The organism is Bradyrhizobium sp. CCBAU 25360, assembly GCF_028128695.1.
GTDB lineage: Bacteria > Pseudomonadota > Alphaproteobacteria > Rhizobiales > Xanthobacteraceae > Bradyrhizobium > Bradyrhizobium ottawaense.
In genome coordinates this window covers 79,975-105,451 of sequence record NZ_LBJA01000045.1, presented here as the reverse complement: position 1 = coordinate 105,451, position 25,477 = coordinate 79,975, and the positions used below count along the sequence as shown (strand labels likewise).

Annotated in this window: 26 protein-coding genes and 1 pseudogene; 13 read left to right on the top strand and 14 right to left on the bottom strand. The window is 64.1% G+C overall.

Annotated features, from left to right (window positions below; genetic code table 11):
• Nucleotides 1-31: 31 nt before the first annotated feature.
• Together XH81_RS34560 and XH81_RS34555 are read right to left on the bottom strand one after the other, a co-directional pair.
• Complete coding sequence (locus XH81_RS34560; RefSeq protein ID WP_240536298.1) at nt 32-475, bottom strand: hypothetical protein; 444 nt, start codon at nt 473-475, stop codon at nt 32-34.
• A 351-nt stretch (nt 476-826) separates the two neighbouring features.
• The gene (locus tag XH81_RS34555; RefSeq protein ID WP_136392563.1) at nt 827-1,054 is read right to left on the bottom strand and encodes a hypothetical protein; all 228 of its coding nucleotides are present in this window, start codon (nt 1,052-1,054) and stop codon (nt 827-829) included.
• On the opposite strand from XH81_RS34555, the pseudogene XH81_RS34550 reads away from it, so the two are divergent.
• Both XH81_RS34550 and XH81_RS34545 read left to right on the top strand, forming a co-directional pair.
• Nucleotides 1,013-1,174 (top strand): annotated as a pseudogene (locus tag XH81_RS34550) (alpha/beta fold hydrolase); the annotation flags it as partial. The gene XH81_RS34555 and the pseudogene XH81_RS34550 overlap by 42 nt on opposite strands.
• Nucleotides 1,175-1,210: 36 nt before the next feature.
• Nucleotides 1,211-1,360, top strand: a complete 150-nt coding sequence (locus tag XH81_RS34545) for a hypothetical protein (protein WP_154694136.1) — start codon at nt 1,211-1,213, stop codon at nt 1,358-1,360.
• A 20-nt stretch (nt 1,361-1,380) separates the two neighbouring features.
• On the opposite strand, the gene gor is transcribed toward XH81_RS34545, so the two are convergent.
• The 3 genes from gor to rpiA are packed head-to-tail and all read right to left on the bottom strand — an operon-like array spanning nt 1,381 to nt 4,086.
• Nucleotides 1,381-2,769 (bottom strand): glutathione-disulfide reductase, encoded by a 1,389-nt coding sequence (gene gor / locus XH81_RS34540; RefSeq protein WP_028145296.1) that lies wholly within the window; start codon nt 2,767-2,769, stop codon nt 1,381-1,383.
• 46 nt (nt 2,770-2,815) lie between these two features.
• A complete protein-coding gene (locus XH81_RS34535) occupies nt 2,816-3,358 on the bottom strand; it encodes a DUF2059 domain-containing protein (protein ID WP_028145297.1) in 543 nt (180 codons plus the stop codon).
• A 2-nt stretch (nt 3,359-3,360) separates the two neighbouring features.
• A complete protein-coding gene (rpiA, locus tag XH81_RS34530) occupies nt 3,361-4,086 on the bottom strand; it encodes a ribose-5-phosphate isomerase RpiA (RefSeq protein WP_038946268.1) in 726 nt (241 codons plus the stop codon).
• Between the two features lie 169 nt (nt 4,087-4,255).
• On the opposite strand from rpiA, the gene XH81_RS34525 reads away from it, so the two are divergent.
• From XH81_RS34525 to XH81_RS34500, 6 genes are all read left to right on the top strand, one after another.
• Nucleotides 4,256-4,930, top strand: coding sequence for an HAD family hydrolase (locus XH81_RS34525; RefSeq protein WP_038946267.1), 675 nt, complete (start codon nt 4,256-4,258; stop codon nt 4,928-4,930).
• Between the two features lie 156 nt (nt 4,931-5,086).
• On the top strand, nt 5,087-5,581 hold the full coding sequence (locus XH81_RS34520; protein WP_038946266.1) for a hypothetical protein: 495 nt from the start codon (nt 5,087-5,089) through the stop codon (nt 5,579-5,581).
• Between the two features lie 108 nt (nt 5,582-5,689).
• Complete coding sequence (gene moaA, locus XH81_RS34515; protein WP_018319985.1) at nt 5,690-6,709, top strand: GTP 3',8-cyclase MoaA; 1,020 nt, start codon at nt 5,690-5,692, stop codon at nt 6,707-6,709.
• Between the two features lie 165 nt (nt 6,710-6,874).
• On the top strand, nt 6,875-7,456 hold the full coding sequence (locus XH81_RS34510; RefSeq protein WP_028145301.1) for a TRAP transporter small permease subunit: 582 nt from the start codon (nt 6,875-6,877) through the stop codon (nt 7,454-7,456).
• Between the two features lie 26 nt (nt 7,457-7,482).
• Nucleotides 7,483-9,138: a TRAP transporter large permease gene (locus XH81_RS34505; protein ID WP_271596793.1), complete on the top strand. Its 1,656-nt coding sequence runs from the start codon at nt 7,483-7,485 to the stop codon at nt 9,136-9,138.
• A 120-nt stretch (nt 9,139-9,258) separates the two neighbouring features.
• On the top strand, nt 9,259-10,548 hold the full coding sequence (locus XH81_RS34500) for a M20/M25/M40 family metallo-hydrolase (protein ID WP_271596792.1): 1,290 nt from the start codon (nt 9,259-9,261) through the stop codon (nt 10,546-10,548).
• 357 nt (nt 10,549-10,905) lie between these two features.
• Here the strand turns inward: XH81_RS34500 and XH81_RS34495 are convergent, their stop codons facing one another.
• The 8 genes from XH81_RS34495 to XH81_RS34460 all read right to left on the bottom strand — a co-directional run bounded on the left by XH81_RS34495 (nt 10,906) and on the right by XH81_RS34460 (nt 19,118).
• Complete coding sequence (locus XH81_RS34495; RefSeq protein WP_212477075.1) at nt 10,906-12,324, bottom strand: sensor histidine kinase; 1,419 nt, start codon at nt 12,322-12,324, stop codon at nt 10,906-10,908.
• A gap of 1 nt (nt 12,325) precedes the next feature.
• Nucleotides 12,326-13,000, bottom strand: a complete 675-nt coding sequence (locus XH81_RS34490; RefSeq protein ID WP_018319980.1) for a response regulator — start codon at nt 12,998-13,000, stop codon at nt 12,326-12,328.
• Between the two features lie 276 nt (nt 13,001-13,276).
• A complete protein-coding gene (locus XH81_RS34485) occupies nt 13,277-13,840 on the bottom strand; it encodes a MarR family winged helix-turn-helix transcriptional regulator (RefSeq protein WP_152103128.1) in 564 nt (187 codons plus the stop codon).
• 490 nt (nt 13,841-14,330) lie between these two features.
• Entirely contained in the window at nt 14,331-14,681 is a 351-nt protein-coding gene (locus XH81_RS34480; protein WP_095425856.1) for a YunG family protein, read from the bottom strand.
• Nucleotides 14,682-14,844: 163 nt separating this feature from the next.
• Entirely contained in the window at nt 14,845-15,933 is a 1,089-nt protein-coding gene (locus tag XH81_RS34475; protein ID WP_028145308.1) for a TRAP transporter substrate-binding protein, read from the bottom strand.
• 169 nt (nt 15,934-16,102) lie between these two features.
• Complete coding sequence (locus XH81_RS34470) at nt 16,103-17,191, bottom strand: TRAP transporter substrate-binding protein (RefSeq protein WP_028145309.1); 1,089 nt, start codon at nt 17,189-17,191, stop codon at nt 16,103-16,105.
• Between the two features lie 220 nt (nt 17,192-17,411).
• The gene (locus XH81_RS34465) at nt 17,412-18,551 is read right to left on the bottom strand and encodes an Mrp/NBP35 family ATP-binding protein (protein WP_271596791.1); all 1,140 of its coding nucleotides are present in this window, start codon (nt 18,549-18,551) and stop codon (nt 17,412-17,414) included.
• Between the two features lie 129 nt (nt 18,552-18,680).
• Nucleotides 18,681-19,118, bottom strand: coding sequence for a VOC family protein (locus XH81_RS34460; protein ID WP_028145311.1), 438 nt, complete (start codon nt 19,116-19,118; stop codon nt 18,681-18,683).
• Between the two features lie 197 nt (nt 19,119-19,315).
• On the opposite strand from XH81_RS34460, the gene XH81_RS34455 reads away from it, so the two are divergent.
• From XH81_RS34455 to XH81_RS34435, 5 genes are all read left to right on the top strand, one after another.
• On the top strand, nt 19,316-20,188 hold the full coding sequence (locus XH81_RS34455) for an NAD(P)-dependent oxidoreductase (RefSeq protein WP_028145312.1): 873 nt from the start codon (nt 19,316-19,318) through the stop codon (nt 20,186-20,188).
• Nucleotides 20,189-20,306: 118 nt separating this feature from the next.
• A complete protein-coding gene (gene nhaD, locus XH81_RS34450; RefSeq protein WP_028145313.1) occupies nt 20,307-21,587 on the top strand; it encodes a sodium:proton antiporter NhaD in 1,281 nt (426 codons plus the stop codon).
• 137 nt (nt 21,588-21,724) lie between these two features.
• Nucleotides 21,725-23,320 (top strand): sensor histidine kinase, encoded by a 1,596-nt coding sequence (locus XH81_RS34445; protein ID WP_028145314.1) that lies wholly within the window; start codon nt 21,725-21,727, stop codon nt 23,318-23,320.
• A gap of 44 nt (nt 23,321-23,364) precedes the next feature.
• Nucleotides 23,365-23,568 (top strand): DUF1289 domain-containing protein, encoded by a 204-nt coding sequence (locus XH81_RS34440; protein ID WP_026202286.1) that lies wholly within the window; start codon nt 23,365-23,367, stop codon nt 23,566-23,568.
• 28 nt (nt 23,569-23,596) lie between these two features.
• A complete protein-coding gene (locus XH81_RS34435; protein ID WP_028145315.1) occupies nt 23,597-24,151 on the top strand; it encodes a TIGR02281 family clan AA aspartic protease in 555 nt (184 codons plus the stop codon).
• Between the two features lie 5 nt (nt 24,152-24,156).
• On the opposite strand, the gene dusA is transcribed toward XH81_RS34435, so the two are convergent.
• The gene (gene dusA, locus XH81_RS34430) at nt 24,157-25,149 is read right to left on the bottom strand and encodes a tRNA dihydrouridine(20/20a) synthase DusA (RefSeq protein WP_080670314.1); all 993 of its coding nucleotides are present in this window, start codon (nt 25,147-25,149) and stop codon (nt 24,157-24,159) included.
• Nucleotides 25,150-25,477 lie beyond the last annotated feature (328 nt).

Here is a 25,477-nt window from a genome sequence, read left to right as displayed (position 1 = left end):
CCTTGCGCTGCCTTGGGAGAGTCGAGGTCGATCAAGCCTGCGCCTTTTTAGGGCGCAGGACCGGCGGGACCGCGCCGTCGAGCCAATCCTCAGTTTCCGCGAGAGCGAGCCAAGCATCGCCCATTCGCCTGTACCGCTTGCGCGCCGCGTCGCTGGGAGCGGTGCCTTCCAGGGTCAGACAGCGTCCGGCATTCTCCCGAAGATGCCCGGACCGACTGACCTGGATCTCCGTGCCGCTCGCGGGATCGGCAGAAGTCTGCCAGGAGTTTCGGCACACAGTACACCGCCATTGATAGACGAACTTGCCTATGGGCAAGTAGGTCGAGTGCACCGGGGCCGCAGCGAGCCGCCCGCACACGGCGCAGCCGACCGTCGCTTGCGACGCGGTCATTTCGCCGTCGTCCTGAACCACCTTCGCGCTCCAGCGGCGTTCAAACTTGCGACAAAGATGCAGGGGATATTGCAAAACGTTCAATGCGCGCCTCCTGTTTCGGCGGGAGCGCTGTAACGTCTCTCGGCCACTAGCGCCTGTCGTGTGTCGTGCTAGCGATACATTCAATGTGGGGTCTCGATCGCCATTCACCAGAGCGCGGCGCCGAAAATACGTTCCCGGCATCCGGCCCGTGGCCATACCCCGACCACACTTCACGTGCCGATGAACGATGCTCCGGCGGGGCTTCCGTTTGAGTGACAGTCTCCCTGCCGTACCAATCCCGTGGGACTTAGGAACATATCGCGGCCTCTCCTGTTGCGTCTGCCCATGGATGCATGCGTCCCCAAGATCAGGCCATGGGCGTACGCTCCCTTTCTTTCTCTTCCAATATCTTCATCGAAAGTTTTCAGATGCGCATACTGAAGAAACGTTCGCCATCTTTGGCGGCCACGAGCCTTCGCGTTCTTGCAGAAAATCCGGTCGCGTCCGCGATTGCCGCGCCTGTCGCCTTGATGGCCACGGCTGCGGGTCGTCAATCGAAAGCTCGCCGACAAGGCTCAACGCGAGAACCCGCCGCAGGATCGCCTCATCGACATCGACGAACAGTCCGGTCGCCTCCATGAGGAAATCAGGCACAGCAAGATGCGACGCGTCGCGAGAGCGGGTCATATGATCCAACAGTCGGATACGGCCGATTTGATGGCCGCAATCGACGAAGCCGCGGCCGAAACGCTGCGTTGATCTGAGAATTTATGAAGCTGTCGGAAAGGAACGACCATGGCCCCGAAAATCAAAGAGCGGACCTGCCCGGCGTGCAGCGGAACGGGCTTTCCTCTGTCCATCAAGGCGGCTTCGCCGGGCCGCAAAGTCTACCCGGTCAAATGCGAGGCCTGCGAAGGCAAGGGAAAGATCACCGAAACCGAGTGAAGGGACTTCGTGAGTAAGGCCTACTCCGCGGCCTGGCGCACGTGGCGCGCGGTCGGGGTGCGCATGGTGACGAGCTCTTCGGCCGCCGTCGGATGCAGCGCGATCGTCGCGTCGAAATCGGCCTTGGTCGCCTTCATCTTCACCGCGATCGCGACGGCTTGCGTGATCTCGGCGGCCGCATCGCCGACGATGTGGCAGCCGAGCACGCGATCGGTCGAGCCGTCGACCACGAGCTTCATCAGCACGCGGGTGTCGCGGCCGGACATCGTCGCCTTGATCGGGCGGAACGAGGTCTTGTAGATGTCGACGTGACTGAACTGCGCGCGCGCTTCAGTCTCGGTGAGACCAACGGTGCCGACCTCCGGCTGCGAGAACACGGCGGTCGGGATGTTGGCGTGGTCGACCTTCACCTCGCGCTTGCCGAACACGGTGTCGGCGAAGGCGTGGCCCTCGCGGATCGCGACCGGCGTCAGGTTGAAGCGATGGGTGACGTCGCCGATCGCGTAGATGCTGTCGACCGAGCTTCTGGAGAAATGATCGACCGCGATGCCGCCATTGTTCGGGTTGATGGCGACGCCGGCATTCTCGAGGCCGAGATTGGCCACCGCCGGATGGCGGCCGATCGCGAACATCACCTGCTCCGAGGCGATGCTCGATCCGTTCGACAAATGCGTGGTGAACTCCTCGCCGTGGCGATCGACCTTGCTCACCGTGCAGCCGGTGAGAATGGTGATACCCTGCTTCTCCATCTCGGCACGAACGTGGGTGCGAACATCCTCGTCAAACCCGCGAAGGATGTTGTCGCCGCGATAGATCACGGTGACGTCGGAGCCGAATCCGGCGAAGATGCCGGCGAATTCCAGCGCGATGTAGCCGCCGCCCTGGATCACGATCCGCTTCGGCAGCTTCTTCAGGTGGAACGCTTCGTTGGAGGAGATCACGTGCTCGATGCCGGGAATCGACGCGCCGTGGTTGGGCGCGCCGCCGGTGGCGATCAGGATGTATCTTGCGGTGATCCTGCGGTCGTTTTCGAGCAGGCGGACGGTGTGCTTGTCCTCGATCACCGCCCGGCTCTTGACGATCTGCGCGCCCGACTTCTCGACATTGGCGGTGTAGGCCGCCTCGAGCCGCGCGATTTCCTTGTCCTTGTTGGCGATCAGCGTCGGCCAGTCGAAGCTGGCGGGCGGAACGGTCCAGCCGAAACCTGCGGCGTCCTCGAGCTCGTGGCGAAAATGCGAGCCGATCACGAACAGCTTCTTCGGCACGCAGCCGCGGATCACGCAGGTCCCGCCCATGCGGTACTCCTCCGCGATCGTCACGCGGGCGCCGTAACCGGCCGCGATGCGGGCGGCACGCACGCCGCCCGAGCCGCCACCGATGACGAAGAGGTCGACGTCGAATTCAGCCATTGTCCACTCCGACCCCTGTCAGGAAGTCCTGATCAGATAGTGTCTGTCAGATCTCCTTGCCACGCTTGCGCATCTCGGCGCGGAAGGCTCCCATCACGGTCTCGGAGAAGTTCTGGGCCCAGGAGTTCATGAAGGCCATGGACAGGCCGATGGCGCGCGGCTCGGCGTCGATCAGCTTCTTGCCCAGCGGCGACTTGTAGAAGGTGACGAGATCCTTCAGCTCCTGCTCGGTGAACTCGCTGGCATAGATCTGCGCCATGCCGTCGCCAATCTCGTTCTGGCGGCCGTTGAGCTGCTGGGCGACGACGCCGGCAACCTCGTTGAGATCCTTCTGGTAGTTGAGATTCTGCTGGATCAGCGCGATCTTGGTCTTCTCGACCAGGCCCGGCACCGCGCCTTGATACATCGCGGTGGCATTCTTGATCTGCAGAATTTCCCTGGCCGCCGCGACCGCCGCCGGCGTGGCCTTCGGCTGGGCGGGTGCGGCGCCAGCCTTCGGCGCCGCCTGCTGCGCGGCGGCCGGGACGACCGAGAGGGCCAGTCCCACAGCGAGGGTCGCAGCCGGCAAAATCTTCAAAACGCTCTTCATTCCTAGTCTCCTTTCGGCTTACGCCGTTCAATCACGCGAATTCCCTCGCCGCCCGCCAGAACAGCCGAGCTGGCCAAGCCGATGAACAACCCATGTTCGACCACGCCGGGGATCGCGCTCAACGCGCTGGCGAGGCCGGCAGGATCCCCGATCTGTCCGAGCTGGGCATCGACGATCCAGTGGCCGCCGTCGGTGACGAAAACGTGGCCATCCTTGTCCCCGCCCTTGGCCTTGCGGACCGCCATTTGCCCGGAAACGCCGCACTCGGCAAATGCCTTCTCGATCGCACGGCGTGTTGCGCCAAGGCCGAACGGAATGACCTCGATCGGCAGCGGAAATTTGCCGAGCGTCGGCACCCATTTGGTGTCATCTGCAATCACGATCATGCGATCCGAGGCCGCTGCCACGATCTTCTCGCGCAGCAGCGCGCCGCCGCCGCCCTTGATCAGGTTGAGCGCGGGATCGATTTCGTCGGCGCCGTCGATGGTGATGTCGAGATGGTCGATCTCGTCGAGCGTGGTCAGCGGCACGCCGCACCGCGTCGCATCGAGGCGAGTCGCCTCGGAGGTCGGCACGCCGATCACCTTGAGCCCGGCGGCGACGCGCTCGCCGAGCAGCTCGACGAAATGCTTGGCGGTCGAGCCGGTGCCGAGCCCGAGCTGCATGCCGTCCCGCACCTCCTCGAGCGCGCGCGCCGCGGCCTGTCGCTTCAACTGGTCCATATTCACGTTTGCGCCTGCCTCTGAAGTCTCGAACGTGCCGCCGATCCCGGCCGCTTTCGGCGGCCTATGTAGCCTCGTTTTCCGCCGGAGAACAGTGTCTGGGGAACCAGGCTATAAGCTGATCTTATGGCGCCGCCCCTTGCACTGACCTTGCCGGGCCGGTAGCGCTTGGACCATGACCTCCCCTCACACCATCGTCTTCGATCTCGACGGCACGCTTGTGGATACGGCGCCCGACCTGATCACCGCGCTGAATCACGTGCTCGACCGCGAAGGGCTGCCGCCCGTGCCGATGGCCTCGGCCCGCAACATGATCGGCGCCGGCGCCCGCAAGCTGATCGAGCGGGGGCTGGAGGCCGAGGGCCGCACGGTCACCCCCGCCGACATGGACCGGATGACCGCGGATTTCATCGCCTATTACGCCGATCATATCGCGGTCGAATCCCGCCCCTTCGAGGGGCTCGAGGCCGCGCTTGACCATTTTTCAGCGCAGGGCCATCGCCTCGCCGTCTGCACCAACAAGCTGGAATGGCTGTCGAAGCGGTTGCTGGACCAGCTCGACCTCAGTCGCCGCTTCGCGGCGATCTGCGGCGCGGACACCTTTGGCGTCCAGAAGCCCGACCCGACCATCTTTCGTGAAACGGTGGCGCGCGCCGGCGGAGCGGTCAAAGCCAGCATCATGGTCGGCGATGCCGGAACCGATGTCGGGGTGGCCCGCCGGGCCGGAGTGCCGGTGATCGGGGTCAGTTTTGGCTACACCGACGTGCCGATCGCCGACCTGAAGCCGGACCGGCTGATCCATCACATGCGTGACCTGCCAGCCGCCGCCAGCAGCCTGATGACGGCATAGCTCTACCAAGCTATTGATATAGCGTCGTTATTCCGCGAAATACCCCTTAACCATTCATTACTTATGCGCAGCCCGCCGGTTGCCCTGCCCCAGACGACGCTCCTAAAGTCCGCGCGGGGTTATGTGGCGGTTCGTCGCAGTTGAAGTGGATGGGTCATGCGTCGTGTCATCGCGGTTGCGTTAGCCGGAGCGAGTCTATTGGGAGCGGCAAGTCTTGGGGGCTGCTCCTCGATGTCCTGGGACATGTTCAAATCGGCCCCGCCGACCGTCCAGGTCCGAATCGAATCCAACCCGCCAGGTGCCGACGCCACCACCTCGCTCGGGCCGGGCTGCAAGACACCCTGCTCCGTCTCGGTTCCCGCACCCGAGGCCCCGTTTACGGTCGCTTTCGCGCTGCCCAAGTACCAGCCGGCGAGCGTCCCGGTGAACGTGATCAAGAATCCCGGGGATTTCACCACCCCGGCCTCGGTGGTCACCGACCCGAATCCGGTGGTTGCGGAACTCCAGCCGGCCACCCCGCCGAAACCGATCCGCAAGCCGCACCGGCCCAGGAAGCCCAAACCGGCCGCCGCGGCGCCTGCTGCGGCACCGGCTGAGGCCGCAACGGCCGCGGGCTCACCGTTCCCCGATCCGAACGCCGGCAGGCGCTGATCTACGTATACCACCCGATTGTCCTCGTCGCGTCCGATGCTTAGATTGGGTGCCGAGCACCGCCGAAGCCAAGGTGCGCCCGTCGCCGTCAGTGACAAGGCCTCTCGCATGAACGGATCCGCCGCGCTGTCCACCCCGATGACCGATCCGTTCGGGCGGACCATCAGCTATTTGCGCGTTTCGGTCACCGACCGCTGCGACCTCCGCTGCTTCTACTGCATGTCGGAAGACATGACGTTCCTGCCCAAGGCGAACCTGTTGACGCTGGAGGAGCTCGACCGGCTCTGCTCGGCCTTCATCGCCAAGGGCGTCAAGAAGCTGCGGCTCACCGGTGGCGAGCCGCTGGTCCGGCGCAACGTGATGACGCTGGTCCGTTCGCTGTCGCGGCATCTGTCGAGCGGCGCCCTGAACGAGCTGACGCTGACCACCAACGGCACCCAGCTTGCGAAACACGCAAGCGAGCTCGCCGATTGTGGCGTGCGCCGCATCAACGTCTCGCTCGATACGCTCGATCCCAAGAAGTTTCGCGAGATCACCCGCTGGGGCGAGATCGACAAGGTGCTGGAAGGCATCGAGGCCGCGCGCGCCGCAGGACTTGCCGTGAAGATCAACGCGGTGGCACTGAAGAACCTCAACGAGGACGAGCTTCCCGACCTGATGCGCTGGGCCCACGGCAAGGGCATGGGCCTGACGCTGATCGAGGTCATGCCGATGGGCGAGATCGGCTCGGGCCGCATCGACCAGTATCTGCCGCTCTCGCTGGTGCGCGCGCGCCTCGCCCAGCAATTCACGCTGACGGATTTGGCGGAGAGCACCGGAGGTCCGGCCCGCTATGTCAGCGTCACCGAGACCGGCGGCAAGCTCGGCTTCATCACGCCGATGACGCATAATTTCTGTGAATCCTGCAACCGGGTTCGCATTACCTGTACGGGAACGCTGCACACCTGCCTCGGCCACGAGGATGCCTCCGATTTGCGCAAACCTCTGCGTGCATCCGATGACGACATGCTGCTTGCGGATGCGATCGACCGCGCCATCGGCTTGAAACCCAAGGGCCACGATTTCATCATCGACCGCCGCCACGACCGTCCCAGCGTCTCCAGGCACATGAGCGTCACCGGCGGCTGACACCATCGGCTGCGGCCTTATTCCCCTTAACTCTCAACAAACTTCCAATTGACGGGCGGCATGGCCGCTGGTTTGGTGCGACAGCCTCATGCCTGCGCGGCGAGACAAGCCACGCGCCCGCTTCGGCAGTCAAGACGGCCGGGGCACGATCGGGAGGATCCGTCGTTGCAAGCGCTCCTGAAGCTGAGCCGAGGAATCGACGCGTTCACACGCTGGACGGGCAAACGCTTGGCGTGGCTGATCGTGGCCGCCGTCATCATCTCCGCGGTCAATGCGATCGTCCGCAAGACGTTCGACACGTCATCCAATTCATGGCTCGAGCTGCAATGGGTGCTGTTCAGCATCGTGTTCCTGCTGTGCTCGCCGTGGACGCTGCTCGACAACGAGCACATCCGCATCGACATCGTGAACAACGCGCTGCCGAAGCCGGTCCGCAACCTGATCGACGTGATCGGTCACCTGTTCTTCCTCATTCCGCTCTGCATCGTCATGATCATCACGGGCGTGCCGTTCTTCCAGCGCTCGTTCGAGATCAACGAGCAGTCCGGCAATGCCGGCGGTCTGCCGCAATGGCCCGCCAAATCCCTGATCATGATCGGATTCGCTTTCCTGCTCGTTCAAGGCATCTCCGAGCTGATCAAGCGCATCGCGGTCATGCGCGGGTTGATCCCGGACCCGCATGAATCCCAGGTGTCGGCGCTCGAGGCGGAAGTCGAGCATCTCGTCGGAGCGATCGAGAAGAAATAGCCGTTGGCGACGGTTTAGGGGAAGTCATGACCGCATTCATCATCGCCAATATGGCGCCCATCATGTTCGCGTCGCTGGTCGTCATGCTGCTGCTGGGCTATCCCGCGGCATTCTCGCTCGGCGCCGTCGGCCTGTTCTACGCCATCATCGGCGTCGAGCTCGGCCAATTCCACCCGGACTTCCTCCAGGCCCTTCCCGAGCGCGTCTACGGGGTGATGAACAACGACACGCTACTCGCCATCCCGTTCTTCACCTTCATGGGACTGGTGCTGGAGCGGTCAGGCATGGCCGAGGACCTGCTCGACACCATCGGCCAATTGTTCGGAACCATCCGCGGCGGCCTCGCCTACGCGGTGGTGTTCGTCGGCGCGCTGCTCGCCGCAACGACGGGCGTGGTCGCCGCTTCCGTGATCTCGATGGGACTGATTTCGCTGCCCATCATGCTGCGCTATGGCTACGACCGGCGCGTGGCGACGGGCATCATCGCCGCTTCGGGCACGCTCGCGCAGATCATTCCGCCCTCGCTCGTCCTGATCGTGATGGCAGACCAGCTCGGCAAGTCCGTCGGCGACATGTACGAGGGCGCCTTCATCCCGGGCCTCGTGCTCGCGGGCCTCTACGCCCTCTACGCCTTCCTCGTCAGCGTGATCTTCCCGAAGGCCGTCCCGGGCCTGCCAAAGGAGGCCATCGGCTTTCGCGAGGAGAGTGGCGATCGTGGCCTCCGCTCGCTCGGTGTGCTCTTCATCGCGAGCTGCGTGTTCGGCTGGTTCATGATGCGCCATTCGGAGACGCACGGCGCCGATTACGTCGTGCTCAGCATGTTCTACGGCATCATCTTCGCGTTCGCCGTCGCCGTGCTGAACTGGGTTATCGACAAGCTCACCGGCTTCCGTTTCCTGTCCAAGATGGCGCAGCAGACCACCTTCGTCATGGTGCCGCCGCTCTTCCTGATCTTCCTGGTGCTCGGCACGATCTTCATCGGCATCGCGACCCCGACCGAAGGCGGCGCGATGGGCGCCGCCGGCGCCCTCATCCTCGGTGCTGCGAAGCGGCGGCTGAGCTGGGACCTGATCCGGCAGGCCACGGAATCGACGGCCAAGCTGTCCGCTTTCGTCGTGTTCATCCTGGTCGGCGCCCGCGTCTTCTCGCTCACCTTCTACGGCGTCAACGGGCACGTCTGGGTCGAGCACCTGCTCACCTCGCTGCCCGGCGGCCAGGTCGGTTTCCTGATCTTCGTCAACGCGTTCGTGTTCGTGCTGGCCTTCTTCCTCGACTTCTTCGAACTGGCCTTCATCGTGATCCCTCTGCTCGGACCTGCCGCCGAGCATCTCGGCATCGACCTGATCTGGTTCGGCGTCGTTCTCGGCGTCAACATGCAGACCTCGTTCATGCATCCCCCGTTCGGCTTCGCGCTGTTCTATCTCCGCTCGGTCGCCCCGAAGGAGCGCTACACCGACCGCGTCACCGGCAAGCGGATGGACCCTGTCACCACCGGCCAGATCTATTGGGGCGCGGTGCCATTCGTCGTCATCCAGATCATCATGGTCGCTCTGGTGATCGCGTTCCCGTCGATGGTCATGCACTACAAGGGCGTCCAGTCGACCATCGACCCCAGCACGATCAAGATCGAGGTGCCGCAGATCGAGTTGCCGCCGCTGGATCTCGGACCGCCGCAGAAGTAGCCGCGGACGCCCCTCACCGTCGTGCTCCGCTCAAGCGGCGCATGACGCGCGACGGCGCGCGTGACAAGCACCGGAAACGGAGGCATACCGGGCCATCCTCAATCCCATGGATGGCCGCTCATGCCCCGATCGCACCCTGCCGCATCGCTCATTGGCCGGTTGATCGCCTCACTCTGGCTGACATATGCCGCAACGTCGGTGCAGGCTGAGCCGATCGCCGATGTCCACATGCTGGCGCAAAAGGAGCAGCAGCCGCTGCTCGACACGCTGCGCGATCTCGTCGCCATCGAATCCGGCAGCAAGGACATCGAAGGCCTGAACCAGATCGCCGAGCGCGTCGCAGGCCAGCTCAAACAGCTCGGCGGCACGGTGGAGATCCTGCAACCCACCGACATCTATCGCCTCGACGACACGCCCGAGAAGATCGGACCGGCCGTGCACGCCACATTCAAGGGCATAGGCAGCAAGAAGATCATGCTGATCGCCCACATGGACACGGTGTACCTGAAGGGCATGCTGAAGGATCAACCGTTCCGCATCGACGGCGACAAGGCCTACGGCCTCGGCATCGCCGACGACAAGCAGGGCGTCGCGCTCATTCTCCATACCGTGGCGTTGCTGCAGAAGCTGGCCTTCAAGGACTACGGCACGCTCACGGTGCTCGCGAACGGCGACGAGGAGATCTCCTCCCCCGGCTGGCGCAGCACCATCACCCGGTTCGCCTCTGACCAGGACGCGGTGTTCTCGTTCGAAGGCGGCGGAACCGACGGCACGCTGCGCCTCGCCACCAGCGGTATCGGCTCGGCCTATCTCACCGTGCAGGGCAAGTCATCACATGCCGGCGCAAGGCCCGAGGGCGGCGTGAATGCGCTATACGAGCTCTCGCACCAGGTGCTGCAGATGAAGGACCTGTCCAAGCCCGAGCAGGGCCTGAAGCTGAATTGGACGGTCTCCAAATCCGGCACCAACCGCAATGTGATCCCTGCCGACGCCACCGCCCAGGCCGATGCGCGCGCGCTTAAGGTGTCCGATTTCGACGATTTGGAGAAGGCCCTCCAGGACAAGATCAAGGATCGCCTGCTGCCGGACTCCAAGGTCGAGCTGAAGTTCGAGGTGCGTCGCCCGCCGTTAGAGGCCAACGAGGCCTCACGCCGCGTGGCGGCCTACGGCAAGACGATCTATCAGGAGCTCGGAATGTCCCTCAAGGTCGACGAGAAGGCGACCGGGGGCGGCACAGACGCAGCGTTTGCCGCGCTGAAGACCAGTGGAGCCGTGGTGGAGGGCATGGGCCTGTCGGGCTTCGGTGCGCACTCCAACGACGCCGAATATGTGCAGATCAACAGCATCGTGCCGCGGTTGTATCTGGCCACACGCATGATCATGGATCTGTCCATGGGTAAACTGAAGTAGCGACGGCCTTTCTTCCTTCTCCCCTTCTTGTGCAGGGCAATCGCATATGGCAGCGATTTCGCCTGTAGCCATCCTTCGAGACGCCCGCCCTTGGCGGGCCCTCAGGATGTGGACCGGACGTTCGGCACTCGCTTCAACGAGCACCGATGCTGCTTAGCCTCATCCCGAGGGACCGCGAAGCAGTCGTCTCGAAGGACGAGGCGCGCGCTCAGGTCTCTCAATGCGCCATATGCGATTACCCCGCCTTCTTGCGGGAGAAGGTGGCGCGAACGCAGTTCGCGCCGGATGAGGGGTCTCTCTCCGCGCATTCAATTGAGGGTGAGACTAGCGGAGAGAGACCCCTCACCCGTCTCGCTGCTATCGCGGCGAGCCCCCCTCTCCCACAAGGGGAGAGGGTAACTCGGTGTTGCTGTCCGCCAGCCGAAACCGCAGCGTGAACTCGGCCCCACCCCCCGGAAGATTCTCCACCGCAATCGTCGCCGCGTGATCGTCCGCCACCGCCCGCACGATGGAAAGCCCAAGTCCCGCGCCGTCGCTGCGCCGGCGGTCGGCGCGCCAGAAGCGCTGGAAGATCAGCTCACGCTCGGCCTCCGCAATCCCCGGGCCGCTATCGCGCACGCGCACCGAACCGTCCTCGCGCACCTCGACGTCAACGGTCGTGTCTTTTGCCGTGAACTTGATGGCATTTTCCGCCAGGTTGAAGACCGCGCGCTGCAGCATCTCCGCATTGCCGTGGATCGTGACCGGCGCATCGGTCCCCCGGAGCGCAATGTCCTTGTGCTGCGCGATCGCGAACGGGGCGATCGAGGCGACCACTTCGGCGCAGACGGCGCGCAAATCCGCAGTCTCGCCGGGATCGAGCACCAGGGTGTCGAGCTCGGCGATCTCCAGAAGCTGGGCGACGAGGCGGCTCATGGTTTCGATGTCGGCATGCAGCGCATGCCGTGCCGCCCGATCGTCGAGCGTCTCGATCCGCGTGCGCAGGATCGCGAGCGGCGTGCGCAATTGATGCGCGGCATCCGCGGTGAACTGCCGCTGTACCCGAAAGCCGCCTTCGAGGCGGTCGAGCGCCTGGTTGACGGCGGTGACGAGCGGCAATATCTCGCGCGGGATCTGCTCCGTCGGCAGGCGGATGTCGGTGCGCGCCGGACCGATATTGCTGGCCTCCTCGGAGGCCTTCCACAGCGGCGCGATCGCGCGGCGGAAGATGATGATGTCGGTGGCGAGCAGGACCAGCAGGATCGGGATGGTGATCCATCCCACGCGCCGGAAGAAATTCGACACGATGTCGTCGATGATGACGTCCCGGTGCGCGAGGTCCTCGGCAACCTGGATGCGCACCGTCTTGCCGTCGATGTCGCGGGTGACGGCGGCGCCGGAAATGCTCTCCGACGAGCGCGGTGCAGCGGTGGCGGCGGAGCGCCGATGGGAGGAGAACAGCAGCCGGCCATCGGCATCGCGAATGTCGTACTGATAACGGCCATACGCTTCCGAATAGAGGCCCTTGAGACTGTCGGGCAGATTGAACGTCAGCAATCCGCCCGGCTGAACAACGATGCGCTCCGCCAGCACCTCGGCCTGGGCGCGCATGGCATCGCGATGCAGCTGGTCGATCTCGGAATTGAGCAGCCAGAACAGCACCAGCGGCAGGAAGATCGCGACCACCGCGACCGCCAGGATGTGCAGGAACACGATGCGCCAGATCAGCGATTTGAACGTCGGAGACCTGCCATAGGACCCGGCATAGGATCCGACGTTGGATCCGAGCTGGGTCACGCTATTTCTCCACGTCCATGAGATAGCCGACGCCGCGGATGGTATGGATCACGACCTTGGCGCCGTGTTCAGCGAGCTGCTTGCGCAGCCGCGAAACATAGACCTCGACCGCGTTGGAGGCGACCTCGCCGTCGAGCCCGAAGATGTGATCCTCTACGTTCTTCTTCGGCACCACCCGCCCCTGCCGGCGCAGCAAAATCTCCAGCACCGAGGTCTCGCGCGCGGAGATGATCCGCGGCTGGTCGTCGACGAAGATCTGGCGGCTCTCGGTGTCGTAGACGAGGTTGGCGAGACTGAGCGAGCGGCCGAGCAGCTGGCCCGGCCGGCGCAGGATCGCCTCCAGCCGCGCCACCAGTTCCTCCATCGCGAACGGCTTGGCGAGATAGTCGTCGGCGCCGCTGCGCAGGCCGCTGACGCGGTCCTGCAGGCCGCCGCGGGCGGTCAGCACCAGCACGGGGAGCGGTTCCATCTTGATGCGCAACTCGCGCAGCACCGACAGGCCGTCGCCGTCGGGCAGCCCGAGATCGAGGATCATCGCGGCATAGCTGACGCTGCTCACCGCCTCGCGCGCCTCGGCCGCGCTGCCGACGATGTCGCTCTGATAGCCAGCCGCCGCCAGCCCGCCAGCGACGAGGCGCGACAGCTCGGCATTGTCCTCGACGATCAGAAGGCGCATCGCATATCTGCCGGATACTCAGGTCACCGCACGCCTCGCGCGGCATCTTCGCTGTCTTCCATCATTCCGGACGCCTCGGCCAGCGAAAAAGCGTCCGGCCGAACCAGTCGTCTGTCAGGTTTGTGTAAGCCGACCAGGTGTACCCCCCAAGAGGCGCAGGCCAATCGCATTTGGAAGCGACTTCTCTATGGCCATCCTTCGAGACGCCCGCCGTTGGCGGGCCCTCGGGATGAGGACACGGTGCGCGGCAGCAATCCTCACGGGCACCAGTGCCGCCTAGCCTCGTCCCTCGAAATAGGCGCAAAGCAGGGTCGTGTCCCTTGGAGCTATGGATTTCCGGAACAGCCGGCACTTGAAGTGACGACCCTTCCCCTCTCCGCTCTCGATCAGGAACATGCACCTGCCGCAGACGTCGGCATTGTGACGGCGCTTGGCAACATCGAGCCCATCGAGGACGCGGCGAAGCGTATCGCGCAGCTGAGATCGATCGGGGAGCTCAAGTGTCACGAGCTGATCTCGAAGGACGTTAATTGGATCGCGCTCGAGGAACTTCTCGCCTTCGCTCGTGATGCAGAGCGCAATCGAGCGCTTGTCTTCTGCAGATGGCTTGCGAACCATCAACCCCTTGCTCTCGAGCACGGCGGCGATCTGCGATGCGACGCTGCGGGTCGTGCCCAGAAAGCTGGCGAGAGCCGTGGGCGTCCGCGAAAACCTGTTTGCGCGGGCGAGAAAGCGCAAGGCCATCCATTCCCGATCGCTCAGCCCCGCAAGGCTCCCTTCAAAAAGCCAGCTGTCGGCCGATTGGACCAGGAGTTGTAGAATTTCAATTGCCAGTCTCATTTGAGAAGTCCCACGGGAAACGGCGGCCCTGGCATCTCGATCAACGATCGAGAGCCGCCGTGTTCGGTGAATGCTGCATTCCCGTCGGGACTGGTTGAGTCCGGTATACCGTACCGTGAAGCGCGACCGGCGTGATGACACGCCGCAGCTTCAGCCCGATTGCCGGATTCCGATAACTCGACCGTTCCGTAAAAGGAACACCGAAAAACTACGCATCGCGTGGGCGTTGAATGACACGAAATCTCGCGCCTCCGGACGCGATGGTCTCTCCCGGCGCACCGCTGATGAGCGGCATCAAAGAAGGCCACGCTTGTCAGGTTTGTGTAAGCAATGGCGCTTCAGCATGCAGGGATGGAGAGAGCGCAGCGAAGAACCACCTTATGGATGGATCCGCTCCGAACAAACACCTTCCGCAAATCTCAACGGAGGGCAACGCATGCACATGGTCAGCTTCACACTCGCACTCGCATTCGCCTTCTGCCTGATGGCGCTAGCCTGACTTGGTATGGCTCTGCTGAAATGCTGCCCTTAGTTCGGCTAATTGATCGTTCGTTGCTCCCAGCAACGCGTCGGCCCCATCTGCAGGCAAGTCCGTATAAGCGATCGGCCGGTCGAACTGGCTCGCCGTGAAGTCGTACCTCTTGCCTTCGATCCGATTGTAAAAATGGTCGCCGGCCGGCAGTGGCGTCTTCAGCAGGTCGCCGCCGAAGAGTTCATGAACGAGCAGCGACGTGACGTTGCATTGTCCTGCGGCCGGATTGTCCGCCGTCCATTGGCTCGCGGTCGACCGCGACCACGCCTTGAGCAGCGCGCTTTGAACGGCCTCGGGATCGAAACTCATGTCACGTCCAAACGGCTGCCGACGAACCATATTCCGGATCATTGGATCCTAACATTCTGCTTTGCCCGACAAGTCAACTACTCCTGGTTTCAAAGAAGCAGGACGCACAAGAAACGCCCCGAAGCTTCCGCTCCGGGGCGTTGCATTCGGCGGCGTGACGCGATCAGCTCTGCGAGCGCCGCGCCATGAAGATGTCGTAGCCGACCTCGGCGACCTGGAACCAGGCGTAGCCGTCGCTCGTGAACTTGGCGAGGGAGTCGTGCACCTTCTTGAAATTGGCGTTGGTCGCGCCGACTTCGGCATGCAGCTCCTTGGCGGCCTTGTGGCAGGCATCCATGATCGACGGCGAGAAGGCGTGCAGCTTGGCGCCGCCCGCGAGCAGCTTCTTCAGCGCCAGCGGATTGGCGGTGTCGTAGCGCGCCATCATGTAGTTGTTGGCGTAGTGGCCGGCCTGCTCCAGCACGCTCTGGTAATATTTCGGCAGCGCGTTCCACTTGTCGAGGTTGACGAAGGCCAGCAGCATCGGCCCACCCTCCCACCAGCCGGGATAGTAGTAGTGCGGCGCGATCTTGTAGAAGCCGAGCTTTTCGTCGTCATAGGGGCCGACCCATTCGGCGGCATCGATGGTGCCCTTTTCCAGCGCGGGATAGATGTCGCCGCCGGCGAGTTGCTGCGGCACCACTCCGAGCTTCTGGAGCACGCGGCCGGCAAAGCCGCCGATGCGGAATTTCATGCCCTTGAGATCGTCGGGTGCGTTGACCTCTTTCCTGAACCAGCCGCCCATCTGGCAGCCGGTGTTGCCCGCGAGCAATGAGACGACGTTGTAGCTCTTGTAGAATTCGTTGAGCACGTCGCGCCCGCCGCCCTGCATGTACCAGGCCTGGTTGATGCGCATGTTGGGGCCGAACGGCACGGCCGAGCCGAAGGTGAAGGTCGGATCCTTGCCGAAATAATAGTAGGACGCGGTGTGGCCGATTTCGCAGGTGCCGTTCTGAACGGCGTCGAGCACCTGGAGGCCCGGCACGATCTCGCCGGCCGCGAAGATCTGGATCTGGAATTTGTTGTCGGTCGCCTCGGCGACCATCTTGCACATCATCTCGGCGCCACCAAACAGCGTGTCGAGCGATTTCGGCCAGCTCGTCGGCATGCGCCATTTGATTTCCGGCATCGACTGCGCGATCGCGGGAGCCGCGAGCGTGGCGGCGCCGGCCGCACCGAGTCCTGTGACCTTGATGAAGTCTCTTCTCTTCATGATTTCCTGCCCTGATGTACCAGTGATTGTGGGCCTTCTTGCCGAGGCTTTGCACCACCATGACGCAAGCCGCCGCCCAATTCCATCCCGATCGCACTGCGGCAAAGAAAAAGCCCGGCCTCCAATGGAGGCCGGGCTTTCCGGTCTTTGCGACTTTAGGCCTAGGCGATCAGCCGCGCGTGCGCGAGCGGATCATGAAGCTGTCGTAGGTATATTCGGCAACCTGCCACCACAGATATTCGTCGGAGCGGTAGGCCTGCATGGCGTCGATCGACTTCTTGAAGTCGGGGTTCTTGGCCGAGATCTCCGCCCACAGCTCGTTGGTCGCCTTGAGGCAGGCTTCCAGCACCTCGTTGGTGAAGGGACGAAGCTGGGTGCCGCCGGCAACCAGACGCTTCAGCGCCGCCGGGTTCTGCATGTCGTAGCGCGCCGCCATCCAGGTGTTGGCATTGGTCATCGCGTTGGTGAGGATCGCCTGGTAGTTCTTCGGCAGCGCATTCCACTTCTCCAGGTTGGCGAAGGCGTGGACGGTCGGACCGCCTTCCCAGAAGCCCGGATAGTAGTAGTACTTGGCGACCTTGGCGAAGCCGAGTTTCTCGTCATCGTAGGGGCCGACCCACTCGGCGGCGTCGATGGTGCCCTTTTCGAGCGCCGGATAGATGTCGCCGCCGGCGAGCTGCTGCGGCACCACGCCGACCTTCTGAAGCACCTGGCCGGCGATGCCGCCGATGCGCATCTTGAGGCCGGAGAGGTCGGCAACGGTCTTGATCTCCTTGCGGAACCAGCCGCCCATCTGGGTGCCGGTGTTGCCGCAGGGGAAGCCGATCACGTTCGACTTCTTGAAGAACTCGTTGCCGAGCTCCATGCCGCCGCCCTGATACCACCAGGAGTTCTGCTGGCGCGCATTGAGGCCGAACGGCACCGAGGCGTAGATCGCGAAGGTCGGGTCCTTGCCGACATAGTAGTACGAGACGGTATGGCACATCTCGACGGTGCCGTTGGAGGTCGCATCGAGCGCCTGGAGGGCCGGGACGATTTCACCGCCCGCGAACACCTGGATCTGGAATTTGTTGTCGGTCATCTCGGCGACGTACTTCGCCACCTGCTCGGCACCGCCATAGATGGTATCGAGCGACTTCGGGAAGCTCGAAGTCAAGCGCCACTTCACCTCGGGCGAGGACTGCGCGATCGCCGGCGAGGCTACCGCGGTTGCCGCCGCGCCTGCTGCCGACACTTTCAGAAAATCACGACGCTTCATCTTCAGGTCTCTCCTTGCTGGGGCGTTTCCCCTTAACTTCTCTTCTTGCCGCCGCTCATTCCGGCGACGCGTTAGGGCCGCGTCGAACCGAAGGGGCTTGACTGCCGTGGGCCTTTACCACGGAAGCCCCGCTTGCGGAACGCGACAATGGCATGACGGGGCTCTACGAAAGTCGCATGCCCCCCAAAAGGACGAGGAAGGCGTGCCCCGAGCGGCCGGCTCAGGCCGCCGCGATGACGCCCTTGAGCTGGTCGCGGACCTGCCCTGCAATGGCGCGGTAGATCGCCGCATGAGGACCGTCCGGCTCGCTGTCGACGACGGGATTGCCGGCATCCGAGGTAGCACGAATCGCCATGTGCAGCGGGATCTCGCCGAGGAAGGGTACCTCGAGCTTCTCGGCCTCGTGCCGCGCGCCGCCATGACCGAAAATGTCCGACCGCGTGCCGCAATGCGGGCACTGGAAGTAGCTCATGTTCTCGACGATACCGAGCACGGGCACGTTGACCTTCTTGAACATGGCAAGCCCCCGCCGCGCATCGATCAAGGACAGGTCCTGCGGGGTCGAGACGATCACCGCGCCCTTCAGCGGCACGTTCTGCGCCAGCGTGAGCTGGGCATCGCCGGTGCCAGGCGGCATGTCGACGACCAGCACGTCGAGCTTGCCCCATTCGACGTCGCGCAGCATCTGCGTCACCGCCGACATCACCATGGGACCGCGCCAGATCATCGCGGTCTCTTCCTCGACCAGGAAGCCGATCGACATGATGGCGAGACCGAAGCGCCGAAGCGGAATCATCTTTCGCTCGTCGTTCAGCTCCGGCTTGTCGTGCAGGCCGGTCAGCCGTGGCACCGAGGGGCCGTAGATGTCGGCATCGAGCAGCCCGACCTTGAGGCCGAGGTCGCGCAGGCCCAGCGCCAGGTTCAGCGCGGTGGTCGACTTGCCGACGCCGCCCTTGCCGGAGGCGACCGCGATCACGGCGGCAACGCCGGGAATTTCCGACTGCCGCGCCATCGGCGACCCGCCGCCCTGCGGCGGCTTGTGGGCATGGACCGGTTGCACGCCGGGCGTGCCGCGGCTGGGTTGCGGGGGCGGCGGCGGCGCGGAGCCCGGCTGCTTGCGCTCGGCGGTCAGCGCCACCATGACGGTGGTGACGCCGGGAATGGTGCGCACAGCGGCCTCGGCTTCGGCCCGGATTGGCTCCCAGGCCCTCGCCTCGGCGGCATCGACATTGATCGAGAAGAACACCTTGCCGTCGGACGCGCTGATCGCGCTCAGCACGTTGGCATTGATGAGCGCGACCCCGCGGGGAGATTTGATCCTGGCGAGGCTGTCGAGAACCTGTTGCTGCGTCACGCTCAAAGCGCATCTCCTGAACGGAGCATGATCCGGAGCCGGAGGACGGCGCCAGCGCAAGGCGTGGCGCGGCTTTCCGGCAAGGTCATGCTCGAGACTCTAGGATGCCCCATTAGAGCGGAAACGCCCAAAAGGCTACTGCCTGCCGATATCGTCGGCCTTCTCGGCGGGCGCCGCCCCCTGCTCCCTGGCGGCCTCGAAATTCAGCTCGATCATGACCCCGTTGGGATCGTTGACGAAGATCTGCCAGAGGTCGCCGCCGGGCACCTGGCGGGACTCGAACTTCATGTCCTTGGACGCCAGCCGCCGCTTCATGCCGTCAAAGCCGCGACTGACGAAGGCGACATGATGGACAACGCCGGAATCCGGCTTTTGTGGCTCGGCGGTCGCAGAAATATCGACGAGATGCACCACCGCCTTGCCCTCGCTGTACATCCAGGCGCCGGGGAAGGCGAAATTCGGCCGGGCGCCTTTTTCCAGGCCGAGCACATCCTCGTAGAAGCGGACGGTCTCGGCCAGATTCCGGGTCCGGATGTTGAAATGATCGAGGACGCCAACGCTCACGCCGCCCATGCTTTCGCTCCCTTTTTTGAAGTCCTTAGGTCCGCCATCCTAGCACAGGGGGCCGCCAAACGAAGCCGTTGCCCTCCCGGCTTAACGGTTTATGGTGCGCCTCCGATCCGCCCTCGCGGCGGAACTTGGAGGACGCCGCCCTGGCGCCCTCGCCCGGCTGCAACCGTAAAACTCAAGCTACGGACAAGGTACCACACATGGCTAAAGTCGCTTTCCTCGGTCTCGGCGTCATGGGCTACCCCATGGCCGGACACCTCGTGAAAAAAGGGGGCCATGAGGTCACCGTCTACAACCGCACCGCGGCCAAGGCGAAGGAATGGGCGGACAAGTTCGGCGGCAAGACCGCACCGACCCCGAAGGCCGCCGCTGAAGGCCAGGATTTCGTGATGTGCTGCGTCGGCAACGACAACGATCTGCGCGCGGTCACGATCGGCCCCGACGGCGCGTTCGCCGGCATGAAGAAGGGTGCGACCTTCGTCGACCATACCACCGCCTCCGCCGAAGTCGCGCGTGAGCTGGACGCGGCCGCGACCAAGGCCGGCTTCAGGTTCATCGACGCGCCGGTCTCCGGCGGCCAGGCCGGCGCCGAGAACGGCGTGCTGACGGTGATGTGCGGCGGCGCGCAGGACGCCTATGCCGGCGCCGAGCCGATCATCACGGGCGCCTATGCGCGGATGTGCAAACTGCTCGGGCCCGCCGGAAGCGGCCAGCTCACGAAGATGGTCAACCAGATCTGCATCGCCGGTCTGGTGCAGGGTCTCTCCGAGGGTATCCACTTCGCCAAGAAGAGCGGCCTCGACGTCGCCGCAGTGATCGAGACCATCTCCAAGGGCGCGGCGCAGTCCTGGCAGATGGAGAATCGCTACAAGACCATGAACGAGGACAAGTACGATTTCGGCTTCGCGGTCGAATGGATGCGCAAGGACCTCTCGATCTCGCTGGCTGAAGCTCGCCGCAACGGCGCCAACCTGCCGGTCACCGCGCTGGTCGATCAGTTCTATTCCGAGGTCGAGAAGATGGGCGGCAAGCGCTGGGATACGTCCAGCCTGCTCGCGCGCCTGCAGCGCTGAGGAGCGCATCGACGGTCGCTGCCGGGCAGCTGCGACCGTCCCCCCGGCCTTGACGCGGCGCCGCGTCGAGGTCTTGCAAGCGCATCGAGCCGAAGAACGAACACCGGGGGGACCGACTTTGCTGAGCGTGATAGCCGCCGTTTTCATCGTTGCGTATGCTGCCATCGCGCTCGAACATCCGCTCGGTGTCAACAAGAGCGCCTCGGCTCTCCTTGGAGCCGGCCTGCTCTGGACCATCTACGCGCTGTCCGTCGGCGACGCCTCGCTCGTCAACCATCAGCTCGACGAATCCGTCGCCTCGACCGCGCAGATCGTCTTCTTCCTGATCGGTGCCATGACGATCGTCGAGGTGATCGACGCCCACAACGGCTTCGAAGTCATCACCTCGATCATCCGCACCACGAAGCAAACCACGCTGATGTGGATCATCGGCTTCGTGACGTTCTTCCTGAGCGCGATCCTCGACAATCTCACCACCACCATCGTGATGATCTCGCTGATCCAGAAGCTGATCGGCAACAGGAGCGATCGCCTGCTGTTCGCCTCGATCATCGTCATCGCGGCCAATGCCGGCGGCGCCTGGACCGTGATCGGCGACGTCACGACCACGATGCTCTGGATCGGAGGGCAGATCACTCCCCTCAGCATCATGAAGTCGGTGTTCCTGCCCTCACTGCTCAACCTGCTGATACCGCTGCTCATCGTTGGCTATTCCATCAAGGGGAAGGAGATTGTCCCTCCGCTGCAAGACCAAGCACAGGCCCTCAGGGTCGAGGTGTTCGAGCGCAACTTGATGTTCTATCTCGGCCTTGGCACCCTGGTCGCCGTTCCGGTTTTCAAGGCCGTGACGCACCTTGCGCCTTTCATGGGTATTCTTTTCGGGCTTGGCATCCTCTGGCTGGTCGGCGAGGTCGTTCACCGCCACAAGGACGAGGATGCGCGCCGTCCCCTCACCCTCGTCCATGCGCTGACGCGCATCGACATGAGTTCCATCGTGTTCTTCGTCGGCATCCTCATGGCCGTCGCGTGCCTGGAGCATGCTCGCGTGCTGGAACTGTTGGCGAAATGGCTCGACGCCACGGTCGGGCGTCTCGACGTCATCGTCATCCTGCTCGGCCTGTTGAGTGCCATCATCGACAACGTGCCGCTCGTCGCGGCCACGATGGGCATGTACAATCTGGTGCAACATCCGCCCGACAGCTTCATCTGGGAGTTCATCGCCTATTGCGCCGGCACCGGCGGCTCGATCCTGATCATCGGCTCGGCCGCGGGCGTTGCCGCCATGGGACTCGAGAAGATCGAGTTCTTCTGGTACGCCCGCCGCATCGCAGGCCCCGCCCTGGTGGGGTATCTGGCGGGCGCGATGGTCTACATCGCCCAGTACGCAGCGCTGCATTGACGGCGCAGGCGAGATCCAAAATTAACGCCGGGTTAACGTAATTCTTTAGCTCCTTAAGTCACCTCTTAAGGATTTCTTGCCAGAGATAGACAATGCAGAAGGCCCGCGTCCGGCGTGGGCAGGAATCGTGTTGCTTGATGAGTAACCCCGCTGAAAAGCCTGAGGTTGTGGAGCTTCCGGCCGAGCCGGTGAGCGCTCCATCGGCGAGCAGCCGAAGGGCTGCGGCGCAGCGGGTGCGCGAGGCGCGGGACAAGTTAACGTCGACCAGTGGAACCCGGCCGGCCTTCGACGCCGAGATGCTGCGCCAATACGCCCAGACGCGGCTGTCGGCTTCCTATGTCGTGATGCTGCTGGTGGTCGCGACCGGCGTGCTGTTCGGCCTGTGGATGCAGCCGATCCCGGCCGCGGCCTGGACCGCCGGCATGCTCTGCATCCACAGCGCCATGACCCGCAGTTGCCGGCGCTTCCTGACCGAGCCCGCCTCGCCCGCGGCGACGCGCGCCTGGCGGACGCGCTTCGTCGTGCTCGACCTGCTCTATGGCCTGTGCTGGATGGCGATCCTGATCCATCCCGTGCTCGACATGGTCACGGAATCGCTGATGATGTTCCTGATGCTGCTGGTGATCGCAGTGTCGAGCATGCTCGCCGCGAACTTGCCGATCGCAGCCCTTGCCGCCACCGCGCCGGTCGCGGTCGCCATGGCGCTGAGCTTCGTGATGACCGGCTCGCTGGACAATTACATCCTGGCCGCGCTCGCGCTCGCCGCCGAAGGCTATTTCGTGCTGCTGGCGCACCGCCTGCACTCCTCCACCTTCGCCACGCTGGAAGCGCGCGCCGAGAAGGACGCGCTGATCGGCGAGCTCGAACAGGCCAAGGCGATCTCGGACGAGGCGCGCCACCGCGCCGAATCCGCCAACGTCGCCAAGTCGCGCTTCCTCGCGCAGATGAGTCACGAGCTGCGCACGCCGCTGAATGCCATCCTCGGCTTCTCCGAGGTGATGAAGAGCGAGATCTTTGGCGCGCATGCGGTACCGGTGTACAAGGAGTACTCGGCGGACATCCATAATTCCGGCGTGCACCTGCTCAACCTCATCAACGAGATCCTCGACTTGTCGCGGATCGAGGCCGGCCGCTACGAGCTCAACGAAGAAGCGGTGTCGCTGGTCGGCATCGTCGCCGACTGCCATCACCTGATGAAGCTGCGCGCCTCCAGCCGCGGCATCACCATCCACGAAGTGTTCGAGCAGGCCATGCCGCGGCTGTGGGCCGACGAGCGCGCGATCCGCCAGGTCGTGCTCAACCTGCTCTCCAACTCGATCAAGTTCACTCCGCAAGGCGGCGAGATCTGGCTCAAGGCCGGCTGGACCGCCTCGGGCGGACAATATCTCTCGGTGCGGGATTCCGGCTCCGGCATTCCCGAGGACGAGATCCCGGTCGTGCTCGCCTCGTTCGGCCAGGGCTCCAACTCGATCAAGTCCGCCGAACAGGGCGCCGGTCTCGGCCTGCCGATCGCCAAGAATCTGATCGACCTGCATGGCGGCACGTTCACGCTGAAATCGAAGCTGCGCATCGGCACCGAGGTGATCGTCACCTTCCCGCCGGAGCGCGTGATGAGCGCGCTGGCGCCGCTGTCGGATGATTCCCCGCCGCTCCAGCCGGAGAGTTCCGTACTGCCCGAGGAGAAGCGCCGGCCGCGCCACAAGCCGATCATGAGCGCAGGTACAGGCTCCTAACCAGATGCTTGCAGACATGCCCGACAATCCCCCACTATGTCCGAATGAGCAAAGAAACGCCGTGCGTCGCCGTCTGCATGATCGATCCCAGGACCAAGCTGTGCTTCGGCTGCGGCCGGACCTTGCCCGAGATCGCGCGCTGGCACGCCATGGAAAGCGCGGACCGGCTCGCGGTCATGGCGCTGTTGCCGGCACGCATGACGGAAGCTGGACTGGCGCCGATCGCGGCATCGCCGAAACGCACCTGACCGGCCTGCTCGCCTGCGGAGGCGCGCGATGATCCGCTTCCTGCTCGTTCTCGTCATGCTTGCAGGCACGGCAGGCGCGGTCGTCGCCTATGGCGACCCCGAGCAGATCGCGCGCGCCAGCCACAAGGTCTCCCACATTTTTCGCGCGCAGACGGCAACGCCCGCTCCCGCCGTGCAGATCCCACGCGGCCAGGGCGGCGAATTCGCGCTGCGCGCGAAGATCAACGGCATCGCCGCGCCGATGGTGATCGATACCGGCGCGACGTCGGTGGTGCTGACCTGGGAAACCGCGAAAGCCATCGGGCTGCCGCTCGAGATGCTCGAATACGATGTCGACCTCGAAACCGCGGGCGGACATACCAAGGCAGCCCGCCTCACCCTCGACCGTCTCTCCGTCGGCCATCTCGTCGAAAAATCGGTGCCGGCCCTCGTCGTCCAGCGCGGGCAGATGAAGACCAATTTGCTCGGCATGAGCTTCCTCGACCGCCTGGAGAGCTGGGGGGTGCGCGCCGACAAGCTGATGCTGACCGGCTATCCCGAGCTTCAGAGCAGCCATCGCCGCTCGCGCACGGCGATGGATTAGCCGCCTTACGCCGCCTCGGCCGGCGCACGCGCACCGACGCACGCGATCGCATCGCGCAGCACCTCGAGGCCGGCGCCCGCCTTAACCCCCTGCTCGGCCAGATGGCGGCGGAAGGCCCGCGCGCCGGGCACGGCATGGAATGCGCCGACGAAATGCCGCGTGATCGCGTGCAGCCGCGTGCCGCGCGCAAGCTGCTGCTCGATATAGGGCATCATCGCCTCCAGCGCGTCCTGCACGGTCGCGTGCGGGCTCGCCTCGCCGAAGATCTCCTGATCGACGCCGAGCAGCCGCCACGGGTCCTGATAGGCGGCGCGGCCGAGCATCACGCCGTCGACATGCTCGAGATGCGCTCTCGCTTCGTCGAGGCCTCGAATGCCGCCGTTGATGATGACAGGCACGTCAGGCATCGCGCGCTTGAGCCGATAGACGCGCTCATAGTCGAGCGGCGGGATGTCGCGGTTCTCCTTCGGAGACAACCCGTTGAGCCAGGCCTTGCGGGCATGCACGATCAGTGCGTCGCAGCCGGAGGCGACCACCGCGCGCGCAAGCGCATCAAGGGCCACTTCCGGATCCTGGTCGTCGATGCCGATACGGCACTTCACCGTGACGGGAACCGCGACAGCCTGCTTCATCGCATCGACGCACCGCGCCACGAGTTCCGGCTCCGCCATCAGGCAGGCGCCAAAGCGGCCATCCTTCACGCGGTCCGACGGGCAGCCGACATTGAGATTGATCTCGTCGTAGCCGAATTCTTCGCCGATCCGCGCCGCCCGCGCGAGCTCTCCCGGATCCGAGCCGCCAAGCTGAAGCGCCACGGGATGTTCGCTCACGTCGAACCCAAGCAGCCGCTCCCGGTCGCCATGAATGACGGCGCCCGTCGTCACCATCTCCGTGTAGAGCAGCGCCCGCCGCGTCAGGTGGCGGTGGAACACCCGGCAGTGCCGGTCGCTCCAATCCATCATGGGGGCCACGGAAAAGCGATAATTTAGTGATTTCAATAGATTACCACATTTTCTTGCCGTTGCCTTCCGTTATACTATTTTCGCGAGAATAGTATAGCTGCCGATCCCATGTGATCGCCAAGCCGCCCGTAACCACGGCAATATATGCGATGTTGGACATTGCCCTCACTCCCAATCCATCCACGCCAGCGCGATGTGCCTGCGAGGCATCACTGCGACGCGTTGCCGTCATTGTGGGGCAATGGCGCCGAAACAGCAGTGTCGATCAGTAGTGAATCGGATTTCGACACCCTATCGGCAACTGAAGAAACCGAACTCTCGCTCGGATCCATCGAGAGCCATTTGAGCTAGCGCGCGTCCAGCA

Bases quoted from the DNA above. Each gene is read 5' to 3' on its own strand.
- XH81_RS34555 (WP_136392563.1), bottom strand. From the start codon at position 1,054: ATGGAGGCGACCGGACTGTTCGTCGATGTCGATGAGGCGATCCTGCGG.
- XH81_RS34545 (WP_154694136.1), top strand. From the start codon at position 1,211: ATGGCCCCGAAAATCAAAGAGCGGACCTGCCCGGCGTGCAGCGGAACG.
- gor (WP_028145296.1), bottom strand. From the start codon at position 2,769: ATGGCTGAATTCGACGTCGACCTCTTCGTCATCGGTGGCGGCTCGGGC.
- XH81_RS34535 (WP_028145297.1), bottom strand. From the start codon at position 3,358: ATGAAGAGCGTTTTGAAGATTTTGCCGGCTGCGACCCTCGCTGTGGGA.
- XH81_RS34525 (WP_038946267.1), top strand. From the start codon at position 4,256: ATGACCTCCCCTCACACCATCGTCTTCGATCTCGACGGCACGCTTGTG.
- XH81_RS34520 (WP_038946266.1), top strand. From the start codon at position 5,087: ATGCGTCGTGTCATCGCGGTTGCGTTAGCCGGAGCGAGTCTATTGGGA.
- moaA (WP_018319985.1), top strand. From the start codon at position 5,690: ATGAACGGATCCGCCGCGCTGTCCACCCCGATGACCGATCCGTTCGGG.
- XH81_RS34505 (WP_271596793.1), top strand. From the start codon at position 7,483: ATGACCGCATTCATCATCGCCAATATGGCGCCCATCATGTTCGCGTCG.
- XH81_RS34500 (WP_271596792.1), top strand. From the start codon at position 9,259: ATGCCCCGATCGCACCCTGCCGCATCGCTCATTGGCCGGTTGATCGCC.
- XH81_RS34490 (WP_018319980.1), bottom strand. From the start codon at position 13,000: ATGCGCCTTCTGATCGTCGAGGACAATGCCGAGCTGTCGCGCCTCGTC.
- XH81_RS34485 (WP_152103128.1), bottom strand. From the start codon at position 13,840: ATGAGACTGGCAATTGAAATTCTACAACTCCTGGTCCAATCGGCCGAC.
- XH81_RS34480 (WP_095425856.1), bottom strand. From the start codon at position 14,681: ATGAGTTTCGATCCCGAGGCCGTTCAAAGCGCGCTGCTCAAGGCGTGG.
- XH81_RS34475 (WP_028145308.1), bottom strand. From the start codon at position 15,933: ATGAAGAGAAGAGACTTCATCAAGGTCACAGGACTCGGTGCGGCCGGC.
- XH81_RS34470 (WP_028145309.1), bottom strand. From the start codon at position 17,191: ATGAAGCGTCGTGATTTTCTGAAAGTGTCGGCAGCAGGCGCGGCGGCA.
- XH81_RS34460 (WP_028145311.1), bottom strand. From the start codon at position 19,118: ATGGGCGGCGTGAGCGTTGGCGTCCTCGATCATTTCAACATCCGGACC.
- XH81_RS34455 (WP_028145312.1), top strand. From the start codon at position 19,316: ATGGCTAAAGTCGCTTTCCTCGGTCTCGGCGTCATGGGCTACCCCATG.
- XH81_RS34445 (WP_028145314.1), top strand. From the start codon at position 21,725: ATGAGTAACCCCGCTGAAAAGCCTGAGGTTGTGGAGCTTCCGGCCGAG.
- XH81_RS34440 (WP_026202286.1), top strand. From the start codon at position 23,365: ATGAGCAAAGAAACGCCGTGCGTCGCCGTCTGCATGATCGATCCCAGG.
- XH81_RS34435 (WP_028145315.1), top strand. From the start codon at position 23,597: ATGATCCGCTTCCTGCTCGTTCTCGTCATGCTTGCAGGCACGGCAGGC.